This is a genomic window from Thiorhodovibrio litoralis, from assembly GCF_033954455.1.
GTDB classification, from domain to species: domain Bacteria; phylum Pseudomonadota; class Gammaproteobacteria; order Chromatiales; family Chromatiaceae; genus Thiorhodovibrio; species Thiorhodovibrio litoralis.
In genome coordinates this window covers 3,273,475-3,285,875 of the sequence record NZ_CP121473.1, presented here as the reverse complement: position 1 = coordinate 3,285,875, position 12,401 = coordinate 3,273,475, and the positions used below count along the sequence as shown (strand labels likewise).

Below are 12,401 nucleotides of genomic sequence, written 5' to 3'. Positions count from 1 at the left end.
GCTTGAACCAGAGACACGCACGGATGATGCTGGCGCGGAAACCAATCGGTCTCGGCGTCACTCATCCGCAACCTTGCCGATCGCGTCGAAACGGACTCCCGCAACGGCCACGCCGAGCTTCGTTTGCTGTTTGAGCATTAAATTGGAGCCGGCGTTGGGGTGAAAGCTGGCGCGTCAGGCGAGTGCTTAAGACGGCTCGCGGTGAAATTCCGTACCACCGCACTCCGCACAGTCCGAAATCCGGGTCGCACGCTGAAAATGCGCTCGGGCGCCGCAGTTGGCGCACACTAGGGTTCCTGGGCCAGTAATCTCGCCGCTTTGGTAACGCCGCTCGCCACGGGCTTGCTCGGCGCGTTCGGCCCAGGCTTGCAGTTGCACTCTGGTCTGATCCGCGACGCTGGTGAAGGCGTCGAGCAGGCGATCTTCGATCAACTCCAGATCAAAACGCCACCAGGTTTTCAGCTCCTCGCCGGTATCGACGAGATAGTGGGCGGCGTCTTCAATGTCGCGCTCGATGTATTCGGCGACGCGGTTGGCTTCCTCGCGCGTCAGTTCGCCGAGCTCGACCATGTGGTCGCGGGTTTTTTCGAGCCAGTCGCGCAATTTCGGGGCGCTCTCCTCGGCGGCATCAAGTCGCTCGCGGGTGCGCTCGAGCATCCGCTCATAGGCATCGACCAGGCGATCGACGGATTCGGGCTTGCGCGGGTCAGAGCGGTCGTCGGACATTGTGATTCTCCTGCGCGCGTTGGCGCGCGGTTCGCGGGGGTTTTGCGTTATCCTTTGCGGTCAATTCAATCTTAGGCGAGTTTCGCTCGTCCTGTTTCACTGTCGGCCAGTTTATGCACAGCGATTATGATCCTCGCGCCATTGAGGTCGAGGCACAAGCCTTTTGGGAAGACCGCCAGTCCTTTCGCGCCATCGAAGACCCGGCACGTGAGAAGTTTTACTGCCTGTCGATGTTTCCCTATCCATCCGGGCGGTTGCACATGGGGCATGTGCGCAATTACACCATCGGCGATGTCATTTCGCGCTATCAGCGCATGCTTGGCAAGAATGTCTTGCAGCCGATGGGCTGGGATGCGTTTGGCCTGCCGGCGGAGAACGCGGCCATCAAGCACGGCATTCCGCCCTCGCAATGGACGCGATCGAATGTCGAGTACATGAAGGCCCAGCTCAAGCAGCTTGGCTTCGGCTACGACTGGGCGCGCGAGCTGGCCACCTGCGACCCAGACTACTACCGCTGGGAGCAGTGGCTGTTCGGGCGCCTGGTGGACAAGGGCCTCGCCTATCGGGCCACCGCCATGGTGAACTGGGACCCGGTTGATCAGACCGTGCTCGCCAATGAGCAAGTCATCGACGGGCGCGGCTGGCGCTCAGGCGCCCCGGTCGAGAAGCGCGAGATCGAACAATGGTCTGTGCGCATCACCGATTATGCCCAGGAACTGCTCGACGCACTGGATACACTCGATGGCTGGCCTGAGCAGGTGCGCACCATGCAGCGCAACTGGATCGGGCGCTCCGAGGGGGTCGCCATGACCTTCGGCATTGAGGGTTCCGACGCGACGCCCGCTGAGACCTTGGGCATCTACACCACCCGCGCCGACACTCTGATGGGCGTGACCTATGTGGCGGTTGCCGCCGAGCATCCGCTGGCGCGGCGCATGGCTGAGCAGGATGCTGGACTCACCGCTTTCATCGAGGACTGCCGCCAGGGCGGTATTTCCGAGGCCGAGATCGAGACGATGGAGAAAAAAGGCCATCCGCTCGGGCTCAATGCCCTGCATCCGGTCACCGGGGAGCCGGTGCCCATCTATGCCGCCAACTTCGTGCTCATGGGCTATGGCACCGGTGCTGTCATGGCAGTGCCGGGGCACGACCAGCGCGACTGGGAGTTTGCCGAGCGCTATGGCATCCCGAAAAAGCAGGTCATCATCCCGGTCGATGGCGCGCCCTGCGGCATCGATAAGGCTGCCTTTGTCGAAAAAGGTATTCTGACCGACTCCGGCCCCTTCGACGGCCTGGCGTCGGACGATGCGATCGAGGCCATCGCCGACTGGCTGGCCGAGCACGGCCGTGGTGAGAAGCGCGTCAACTATCGCGTGCGCGACTGGGGTGTGTCGCGCCAGCGCTACTGGGGGTGTCCCTTGCCCATCGTGCGCGGCGCCGATGGTGGGGTGCGTGTCGAGACCGAGCTGCCGGTGCGCCTGCCCGAGGACGTCGTCGTGGACGGCTCGGGCTCGCCGCTCAAGAAGATGCCGGCATTCTATGAGTTACCGAATGGCGAGACACGCGAGACCGACACCTTCGATACCTTCGTCGAGTCGAGCTGGTACTACGCGCGTTACTGCTCTGCCGACTGTGACTCAGCCATGCTTGATGAACGCGCCAACTACTGGCTGCCGGTCGATCAATACGTCGGCGGCATCGAGCATGCCGTCCTGCATCTGCTCTATGCGCGGTTTTTTCACAAGCTGATGCGTGACGAGGGCCTGGTCGACTGCGACGAGCCCTTCGCTAGACTGCTCACTCAGGGCATGGTGGTGGCCGAGACCTGGTATCGCGAGGGCGCCGACGGGCGCAAGCACTGGTTCAATCCGGCAGAGATCAAGGTCACCCGGGACGACAAAGGCCAGGTGGTCGGCGCGGTGCTGGAGGCCGATGGGGAGCCGGTGTTCTTCGGTGGCATCGAGAAGATGTCGAAGTCCAAGAACAACGGCGTCGACCCCGAGCAGCTGATCGATCGCTATGGCGCTGACACCGTGCGGCTCTATACCATGTTCACCGCGCCGCCGGATCAGTCGCTTGAGTGGAACGACGAGGGCGTCGAGGGCGCTGCACGCTTCCTGAAACGACTGTGGCATCTCGCCGCAACCCAGGCCAAGACCGCGCAGGTGGCAGCGCCAGACCCATCAGCGGCCCCATCGGCTGATCAGCCGCCATTGGCCGATCTCCCCGAGCCGCTCGCCACCGCCCGCCGCGAGCTGCATCTGGCGCTGAAAAAGGCGCTGTTCGACTATGAACGCCAGCAGTTCAACACCGTGGTCTCGGGCTGCATGACCATGGTGAATGTGCTGCACAAGCTGCCGGCTGAAGCGCCGCCTTCGCCACCAAAAGGGGCGCAGGCGGTCTTCCGCGAGGGACTGACCCTGGTGCTTCAGCTGCTCGCACCCATCGCGCCCCATGTCAGCCACTATTTGTGGCGCGAGCTCGGCTTCGGCGAGGATATCTTGCAGGCTGGCTGGCCGGCGGTGGACGAGGCGGCGTTGGAGCAGGACAGCATCGAATATGTCGTGCAGGTCAATGGCAAGGTGCGTGGCAAGATTCAGGTGCCGGCCACTGCCGAGCGTGCCGAGATCGAGGCTGCGGCCCTGGGGAACGAGAACGTCGCCCGGCACCTTGAGGACAAGAGGCTGCGCAAGGTGATTCTGGTGCCGGCGAAACTGGTCAATCTGGTGGTTGCCTGACGCGATCTGCCTGAGGCGATCTGCCTGACGCGATCTGGAGGAACGGATGATGACTCGCAAACTGGCTGTCAGGGGTTTTGCTCAGCTCGGTCATGTCCGCGGTAACTCGCGGATGCTTAGCTGGATGCCTGCCTGGATGTCTGCCTGGATGCTGACGATCGCCCTGCTGAGTGCAGGCGGCTGCGGCTTTCAGTTGCGCGGCACCGTGGATCTTCCAAGTGAATACAGCCCGGTATTTATCCAATCTGGCGGGGCGGTTGGGGAGGCGATGCAAAATCGGCTTGAGGGCGGCGGTCTCAGCCTGACCCAGGTAGCCGCTCAGGCGGGACTGATCGTGCGGGTGTTGGGGCAGCAGCGTAGCTCGCGCATCGTGGCAGTGGACAGCAATGGCAAGGCCCTCGCTTACGAACTGACCTACGCGGTCAGTTTCGATGCGCTTGGTCGCGACGGGCAAATTTTGATCTCGCCGCAGTGGCTGAGCGCGGTGCGCACCTTCGATGACAACCCGAATGCCGCCGTGCTGGGTGAGCAGCTCGAGTCGGAAATCATCTATCAGGACCTGGTCGCCGATGTGGCCGACCGCATTCTGATGCGCCTACGTGCCGCGCTGGCTTCAGATGCCCCATGAAGCTGCGCCCTGACCAACTCCAGGGCCAATTCCGCAAGGGATTGGCGCCCGTTTATCTGGTCTGCGGCGAAGAGCCTCTGCAGTTCAAGGAGACTGTTGACGCGATTCGCGCCCAGGCGCGTGAGCAGGGTTTCAGCGAACGGCAGGTGCTAGAGCACTCCAAGGATTTCGACTGGTCGTCCCTGGCCGCCGAGGCGGGTAATCTGTCGCTCTTTGCCGATCGGCGCATGATCGAGTTGCGAGTCAATGACAAGCTTGGCCGCGAGGGCGCCGATGCGATCCGCGCCTATTGCCAGAAGCCCGGCGAGGATGTGCTGCTGCTGATCCAGGCACCGGCGCTTGGCTGGAAAGATCTGAAGACCAAATGGGCGCAGGCACTGGATAAAGTCGGTGTGATACTTGAAGTGCGCCGCCTGCAAGGACCGGCCTTGGTGCAATGGCTTGACCGACGCTTGCGCGCCAAAGGCTTTGTGCCCACGCCAGAATTGGCTGCGCTGCTGGCCGAGCGGGTCGAAGGCAATCTGCTCGCCGCTGATCAGGAAGTCAGCAAGCTCGCGTTGCTGCTCGAGCCGGGTCCCATCGACCCAGAAGCCATGCGCGCCGCCGTGGGCAACAGTGCGCGCTATGACTTGTTCGACCTGACCGGAGCGGCACTCGCCGGAGACCGCGCCCGCACGCAGCGCATCGTCCGCGGCCTGGCCGGGGAGGGCACCGCCGAACCCCTGGTGCTCTGGGTGCTGGCGCGCGAGCTGCGCATGCTCGCTGCGGTCGCTTTCGCGAAACGGACGCGCCAGGACGTCAATGCGGCGTTTCAGGCCCATCAAGTCTGGGACAGCCGTCGTGATGGCGTGCTCAAGGCGCTGGAGCGATACTCGGTGCCCTACCTGTGGCGCCTGCTGCTCGAATGCGCCGCCGTCGACCTCGCCATCAAAGGCCGCGGCGACGGTGACCCCTGGACCATGCTCGCGCGCATCGCCGACGGGCTCGCGCAGGGCGCGAGAGCACGCGGTTAGCAAGAGAGCATGCGCCCAGAGAGCATGCGCCCAGAGATCATTTGCTCAGAGATAATTCGCCCAGCGATCAGGAGATGTCGGAGATAACACAGATGCAGGACTCAAACATCCAGGACATTCAGGCTTACATCGATCAGGTCGGCGCCGCTGCGCGCGCGGCGGCGCGCAGCCTGGCGCGGGCGACCACCGAGCAAAAAAACCAGGCCTTGCTGGCCATGGCCTCAGAACTCGATCACGCACGCGAGCGGCTCGCCGAGGCCAATCGCGCGGATCTGGACGCTGGTGCCGCCAAGGGACTGGACGCGGCGCTGCTCGACCGCCTCGAACTGACCAAGGGCCGCATCGACGCCATGATCGAAGGCCTGCAGCAGATCGCCGCCTTGCCCGATCCGGTCGGCGCCATCACCGATCTCAACTATCGCCCCTCCGGCATTCAGGTCGGGCGCATGCGGGTGCCGCTTGGCGTGGTCGGCATCATCTACGAGTCCCGCCCCAATGTGACTGCCGATGCCGCTGCCCTGTGCCTCAAATCCGGCAACGCTAGCCTGTTGCGCGGCGGCTCCGAGGCCTTCCATTCCAATCAGGCCATCGCCGCCTGCATTCGCTCGGGGCTGGAGCAGGCCGGCTTGCCGCTCAATGCCGTGCAGGTCATTGCCACCACCGACCGCGCTGCCGTCGGCGCCATGCTGAGCCGGCCGGAATACGTCGATGTCATCATCCCGCGCGGCGGCAAGGGCTTGATCGAGCGCATCAGTCGCGAGGCGCGCATGCCGGTGATCAAGCACCTCGATGGCATCTGCCATGTCTATATCGACGACAAGGCCGATCTCGACAAGGCCTTTGCGATTGCGATGAATGCCAAAACCCAGCGCTATGGGACCTGCAACACCCTGGAAACCCTGCTGGTTGCCGAAGGGGTCGCCGAGGCCATCCTGCCAAAACTGGGTGTGGAAATGACGGAAAAGGGCGTCGAGTTGCGCGGCTGTGCCGAAAGCTGCCGCCTGATCCCAAACGCCAAAGCCGCCAGCGAGGAAGACTGGGACACCGAATACCTCGCGCCCATCCTGTCGATTCGCGTAGTCGCCGACATGGATGCGGCGATTGATCATATCGAGCGCCACGGCTCTCACCACACCGACACCATCGTGACCGAAGACTACAGCCGCGCCCGCCGCTTTCTGCGCGAGGTTGATTCCAGCTCGGTCATGGTCAATGCCTCCACCCGCTTCGCTGATGGCTTCGAGTACGGATTAGGCGCCGAGATCGGCATCAGCACCGACAAATTTCACGCCCGCGGCCCGGTTGGCCTGGAGGGGCTGACTAGCCAGAAGTTCATCGTGCTCGGCGACGGGCAGATTCGCACCTAACGGCAACGGAGGAATGCATTTTTCTCGCTCCTCATCACGCATTGCTTCTTCATGATCGGCATCTTCGGCGGCACCTTCGACCCGGTCCACTTCGGCCATCTGCGCCCGGCGCTCGAGGTGTTTCAGGCACTTGCACTTGATGAGCTGCGGCTGATCCCGCTAAATCAGGCCGTGCATCGCGCGCAGCCGGTGGCTTGGGGGGAATTGCGCCTGCGCTTGCTCGAAGCGGCCGTCGCCGACCAACCGGGTTTCGTGATTGATCGGCGCGAACTCGCGCGTGAAGGTCCCTCGCGCACGCTCGACACCCTCATCTCCCTGCGTGCCGAGCTCGGTTCAGACCGGCCCCTGTGCCTGCTGGTCGGCGGTGATGCCTTCGAGAGTTTCGCCGACTGGTATCGCCCGGATGAGATTCTAAAGCTTTCCCATCTGATCGTGATGCGTCGCCCCGATGCGAATGCGCCGAGCGATTTGCGCCTTCGCACCATGCTCTCTAGCCACCAGAGTCCGGAGCCCGCGCAGCTGCGCCAGTCGCCCGGTGGCGTCATTCTTTATCAGGATGTCACCCAGCTCGCCATTTCTGCGACCGCCATCCGCGCTGCCCTGGCCCAGGGGCAGAGCCCGCGCTATCTGCTGCCCGATGCCGTGCTGGCCATCATTCATGCAACCGGGCTTTATGTTTCCCCAAGAGATTCGGTTGCCTTCTAGGCGGAGCCCGCAGGGTTCCTAAGGTTCATCGGGCACATCGCAGGGCGGTGAAAGCCCATCATGTCGGTGAACATGCGCGCTTGCGTCATTATGACCAGCAGTCATAAAATGACCGCTAGTCACATTTTTAGGAACGCTTGGCCCAAATGCCAACCATCGAGCGCAAACAACGCCAGTTCAATCGGCGCGAGCGGGATATCCTGGCCGCGGCACTCGAGCTTTGCTCGACGCCTGCATGGGAGGCGGTGAGCGTCAGTCAGATCGCCGAGCGTGCGGAGGTGGGGAAGGGCACTGTTTATATGCACTTCGCGAGCAAGGACGAGCTGCTCTTTCGTTTGATGGTGGATTTCTATCGTGGCCTGCTCGAGTTGTTGCGCGCGCAAATTCCGCAGGGGTCGCCGACAGACCAGATTCGCTTGTCAATGGAACGTGCGCTGCGCTATCACATTGAGCACAAGGCTTATCGTTACGTCGTCGAGTATTGCGAGCGCTGCGACTTCAAGGAGCGTGCCGACCCCCGCTGGCGGGAGGATTTGCTGCTGCTCGATCAGGCATTTCAGGACTGGGTGGAGCCGATCCTGACTGCCGGCATCGAGCAGGGGCTGATCGCGCCGCGATCACCGGCGCGGCTGATGCTGGGCATCGGCGCCGCTTTCAGGGGTGCGGTGTCGATGATTTGGGCTGGCGCTGACTGGTGTCTGCTCGGTGATGAGGAGTCAGTTGCCGAAGCCGTGAGCGAATTTGTCGTCTGCGCGCTGGTTGGACAAGCATCGGCCGCGCCGGCGGGCCAGCGAAACGAGCAGGGCCAGCAAAACAACCAGGGTAAGAGAATCGATCAGGGCGATGCCGTGGAGCAAGGCTCCAACGGGAGCAGCCAATGCTAGGTCGGATCATCTCGGTGCTCAAGCGACCGCTTGTGCTGTCGCTCGCTCTGGCAGTGGCGGTGACCCTGTGGATGCTCTCCGGCGGCCTGGTTGGCAGCGCCTCGCCTGAGCGCGAGTCAGTCACTGCCAACCAGGCCGCCGGCGAGCAGTCAACCGCGCCGACGCCCAAGCGCATGCGGGTGCAGGTCACCGACAGCCTGGCCCAGACGATCCCCAAAGAGGTGGTGGTTCAGGGCCAGCTCGAGCCCTGGCGCCGGGTGACCCTGCGCGCGGAGGCCGAGGGGCGGGTGGTCGCGCTGCCGGTGGAGAAGGGCGCCTGGGTCGAGGCTGGGACCCTGCTGGTTGAGCTGGCTGAGGACGACCGGCCGGCCCAACTCGCCCGCGCTGAGGCCGAGGTGGCCGCGCGCGCGCTGGAGCTGTCGGCGTCCGAGACGCTGGGCCAGCAGGGCATGCAGGCACGCACCCAGATCAAGAACGCCCAAGCTGGTCTGGCCACGGCACAGGCCGAGCTTGAGCGGCTGCGTCTGGAGATCGAGCGCTTGTCCATTCGCGCGCCCTTCGCCGGGGTCGTGCAAAGTCGCGAGGTGGAAATCGGCAGTCTGTTGCAGCGTGGCGACGCCATTCTGGAGTTGGTCGACAATGCTCGCCTCAAAGCCACTGCACAGGTGCCGCAGCAGCGCGCCGGCGCGCTCGAGCCCGGCGCGCCAGTGCAGGTCGAGCTGCTTGATGGCCAGGAGACTCAGGGGCTGCTGAGTTACATTTCGCGCGTTGCCGATGCGCAAACGCGCAGCTTTCGGGTCGAGGCCGAGGTGCCGAATCCGGACCGCCGCCTGGCCGGTGGTGTCAGTGTCGAGCTGCGCATCCGCACCGGTGAGGCCAGCGGTCATTTCCTCTCCCCGGCGGCCCTGACCTTAAACGATCAAGGCGAGATCGGCGTGCGCACCCTCGATGCGCAGGACCGGGTGCATTTTGTCCTGGTCAGGCTGTTGCGCACCGAGCTTGATGGTGTGTGGGTCGCCGGCTTGCCGGATTCGGCGCGCATCATCACCCGCGGTCAGGGCTTCGTCAGCGAGGGCGAAGTGGTCGCGCCGGTCGCGGCGAGTGATGGCTCATGAATACGCTGATTGAGCTGGCCTTTTCCCGCAGCCGCACGGTGCTGCTTGCGCTGGTGTTCATTCTGATTGCGGGCGCGGGTGCGTATCAAAGCATCCCCAAGGAGGCCGAGCCCGATGTCACTGTGCCCATTATCTATGTCTCCATGACGCATGAGGGCATCGCGCCTGAGGATGCCGAGCGCCTGCTGGTGCGCCCGATGGAAAAGGAGCTGCAGAGCATCGAGGGAATCAAGGAGATGACCAGCACCGCCCGGGAAGGTTCTGCCTCGGTGCAGCTCGAGTTCACCGCCGGCTTCGACAGCCGCAAGGCGCTCGCCGACGTGCGCGAGCGGGTTGATCTCGCCAAGGCGGAGCTGCCGGCATCAAGCGATGAGCCAACAGTGCATGAGGTCAATGTCGCGCTCTTTCCGGTGCTGACCATCGCCCTGTCCGGACCACTGCCCGAGCGCGGGCTGGTGCAGATCGCGCGCGATCTGAAAGACCGCATCGAAGCCCTGACCGGGGTGCTGGAGGTTGACATCGGCGGTGATCGCGATGCGCTGATGGAGATTCTTGTCGACCCGGCGGTGATGCAGACCTATGGCGTTAGTTACGCCGAGCTGTTCGACCTGATCAGCAGCAACAACCGTCTGGTGGCGGCCGGTGCGGTCGAGACCGGTGCTGGGCGGCTGGTGCTCAAGGTGCCGGGGGTGATCGAAGACCTCACCGACATGCTGGCGATGCCGGTTAAGGCCGCGGACGATCGGGTGGTGAACTTCAGCGATGTGGCCGAGATCCGACGCGGTTTCAAAGATCCGCAGGGTTTCGCTCGGGTGGGTGGACAGCCAGCGGTCACGCTAGAAGTCAAAAAGCGCGTCGGCGCCAACATCATCGAGACAATCGCTGCCGCGCGCGCCATTGTTGCCGAAGAGCGTGCGCACTGGCCGCCAACACTACAGGTTGCCTTCATGCAGGATAAGTCCGATCGCATCCGCGAAATGCTGGGCGATCTGCAGAACAACGTGCTCTCGGCCATCCTGCTGGTGATGATCGTCATCATCGCCGCTCTCGGTCCGCGCTCCGCGCTGCTGGTCGGCATGGCCATCCCGGCCTCTTTTCTGGCGACCATGCTGGTCCTGCAGAGCATGGGCTATACCATCAACATCGTGGTGCTGTTCAGCCTGATCCTGGTGGTCGGTATGCTGGTCGACGGCGCTATCGTGGTCACTGAGCTGGCCGATCGCCGTCTGGGGCAAGGGCAGTCGCCGCGGGATGCCTTTGCCGGCGCAGCCAAGCGCATGGCCTGGCCGGTAGCCGCATCGACGCTGACCACCTTGGCGGTCTTCTTTCCGCTGCTGTTCTGGCCCGGGATTGTCGGTGAGTTCATGAAATACCTGCCGATCACTGTACTGATCGCGCTCTCGGCATCGCTCGCAATGGCACTGATTTTTCTGCCGGTGCTCGGCTGGGCGCTGAGTGGGGGCAAGGGAAGGGAGGCGAGGGGCGATGAGCGAGAGGAGGGCGAGGCGAGGGAAGAGCTTGAAGAGCGGCAAGCCGATTCACCCACCTCCCGGCCCTTATCCCAGAACCCGGACAATTCTGGCCTGCGGGTCTATCTGGCCCTGCTCGAGCGGCTGCTGCACCATCCGGGCAAGACCCTGGCCGTCGCTGTGCTGGCGCTCATCGGCTCCTACCTGGCGTATTCTCAGTTGGGCAAAGGTGTGGAATTCTTCCCCGAGGTGGAGCCTGAATTCGCGCTGGTGCAGGTTCATGCACGCGGTGATCTGTCGATTCAGGAAAAGGACCTGTTTTTGCAACAGGTCGAGCAGCGTGTTCTCGACATGCCGGAGCTCAAGGCCATTTACGCGCGTTCATATCACAACAACAACAGTGGGATGAGCCAGACGGCCGAGGATGTGATCGGCACCATTCAGCTCGAATTCATCGACTGGTTTCGCCGCCGTCCGGCGGAAGACATTCTCGCCGACATCCGTGAGCGCACGGATGACATTCCCGGCATTCTGATCGAGACCCGCAAAGCCGAGGGCGGTCCTTCGGAGGGTAAGCCGATCCAGATCGAGCTCAGCGCGCGCGACACGGCGCTGATTGATGCGACCGTTGCGCAGGTGCGCGATGTCATGGACAGTCTCGGCGGCTTCGCCGATGTTCAGGACGACCGCCCGCTGCCGGGCATCGAATGGCGGCTGGAGGTCGACCGCGAGCGCGCCGCCCGCTATGGCGCCAATGTCGCCCTGCTCGGCAATGCGGTGCAGATGCTCACTCAGGGCATTCTGCTGTCAGAGTATCGCCCGGATGACAGTGACGACGAGGTCGACATTCGGGTGCGCTTTCCGGCAGCTGACCGCCATCTCGATCAGCTCAAGACGCTAACAGTCCCGACCGCGGGCGGCATGGTGCCCATCGGCAATTTCGTTACCCTGACACCGGCGCCCAAGGTCGGCACTCTACACCGGGTCGGCGGGCGCCGCGCCGTCACCATTCAGGCCGACGTCGCCGCTGATCGCTTGGCCGACAGCGAGCTCAAGCGGCTGCGCGATGCGTTGGATGCGGCCGAGTTGCCTGCTGGGGTGGAGATTCGCTTCAAGGGCGAGGATGCCGATCAGCGCGAGGCCGCGACCTTCCTGAGCCAGGCATTTATCAGCGCCATTTTCTTGATGGCGCTGATCCTGGTCACCCAGTTCAACAGCCTGTATCAGGCGCTGCTGGTGCTCTCGGCCATTGTGTTCTCGACTGCCGGCGTGCTGCTGGGATTGCTGGTCACCGGCCAGCCCTTCGGCATCGTGATGGTTGGCCTCGGCTTGATCTCGCTCGCCGGTATTGTGGTCAACAACAATATCGTACTCATCGATACCTACAATCGCCTGCGCCGGGAGTATCCGGACCCGGTCGCGACTGCACTGGAAACCGGCCGCCGTCGCTTGCGACCGGTATTCCTGACCGCGCTCACCACGGTGCTTGGGCTGATGCCCATGGTGCTGGCAATGAACATCGACCTGATCGGCCGCAGCATCCGTTTCGGCGCTCCATCAACGCAATGGTGGACGCAGTTGGCCAGCGCCATCGTGGGCGGGCTGAGCATCGCGACACTGCTCACGCTCATTTTGACGCCATGTCTGCTGGTGCTGGGCGAGCAGATTGCTGGGCGAATGGCGCACTGGCTGCAGCGCTTTGGCGGAAGGTCCATGGATGAGGGCAAGCCGGCTTAAATTGCTGACGCTCATGGGC

General features: G+C 63.5%; 9 protein-coding genes. 8 read left to right on the top strand and 1 reads right to left on the bottom strand.

Annotation, left to right across the window (positions count from 1 at the left end):
- Positions 1–186 precede the first annotated feature (186 nt).
- Positions 187–726: a zinc ribbon-containing protein gene (locus Thiosp_RS14585; protein WP_201065351.1), complete on the bottom strand. Its 540-nt coding sequence runs from the start codon at positions 724–726 to the stop codon at positions 187–189.
- 113 nt (positions 727–839) lie between these two features.
- Here Thiosp_RS14585 and leuS point away from each other — a divergent pair, with 113 nt between their 5' ends.
- The 8 genes from leuS (at position 840) to Thiosp_RS14545 (ending at position 12,382) form a co-directional block, all read left to right on the top strand.
- Positions 840–3,464 carry a leucine--tRNA ligase gene (gene leuS / locus Thiosp_RS14580; RefSeq protein ID WP_201065360.1) on the top strand — a complete coding sequence of 875 codons (2,625 nt, stop codon included), beginning with the start codon at positions 840–842 and terminating at the stop codon, positions 3,462–3,464.
- Positions 3,465–3,600: 136 nt separating this feature from the next.
- Positions 3,601–4,092, top strand: a complete 492-nt coding sequence (locus Thiosp_RS14575) for an LPS-assembly lipoprotein LptE (RefSeq protein ID WP_242518416.1) — start codon at positions 3,601–3,603, stop codon at positions 4,090–4,092.
- A complete protein-coding gene (gene holA, locus Thiosp_RS14570) occupies positions 4,089–5,105 on the top strand; it encodes a DNA polymerase III subunit delta (RefSeq protein WP_201065362.1) in 1,017 nt (338 codons plus the stop codon). The genes Thiosp_RS14575 and holA overlap by 4 nt, the downstream gene beginning before the upstream one ends.
- Positions 5,106–5,197: 92 nt before the next feature.
- A complete protein-coding gene (locus Thiosp_RS14565) occupies positions 5,198–6,472 on the top strand; it encodes a glutamate-5-semialdehyde dehydrogenase (protein WP_201065364.1) in 1,275 nt (424 codons plus the stop codon).
- A 51-nt stretch (positions 6,473–6,523) separates the two neighbouring features.
- Complete coding sequence (nadD, locus tag Thiosp_RS14560) at positions 6,524–7,177, top strand: nicotinate-nucleotide adenylyltransferase (RefSeq protein ID WP_201065366.1); 654 nt, start codon at positions 6,524–6,526, stop codon at positions 7,175–7,177.
- A 146-nt stretch (positions 7,178–7,323) separates the two neighbouring features.
- Positions 7,324–8,061 carry a TetR/AcrR family transcriptional regulator gene (locus Thiosp_RS14555; RefSeq protein ID WP_201065369.1) on the top strand — a complete coding sequence of 246 codons (738 nt, stop codon included), beginning with the start codon at positions 7,324–7,326 and terminating at the stop codon, positions 8,059–8,061.
- Positions 8,055–9,176, top strand: a complete 1,122-nt coding sequence (locus Thiosp_RS14550; RefSeq protein WP_201065371.1) for an efflux RND transporter periplasmic adaptor subunit — start codon at positions 8,055–8,057, stop codon at positions 9,174–9,176. The genes Thiosp_RS14555 and Thiosp_RS14550 overlap by 7 nt, the downstream gene beginning before the upstream one ends.
- Positions 9,173–12,382, top strand: a complete 3,210-nt coding sequence (locus tag Thiosp_RS14545; RefSeq protein WP_201065373.1) for an efflux RND transporter permease subunit — start codon at positions 9,173–9,175, stop codon at positions 12,380–12,382. The genes Thiosp_RS14550 and Thiosp_RS14545 overlap by 4 nt, the downstream gene beginning before the upstream one ends.
- Positions 12,383–12,401: the final 19 nt, after the last annotated feature.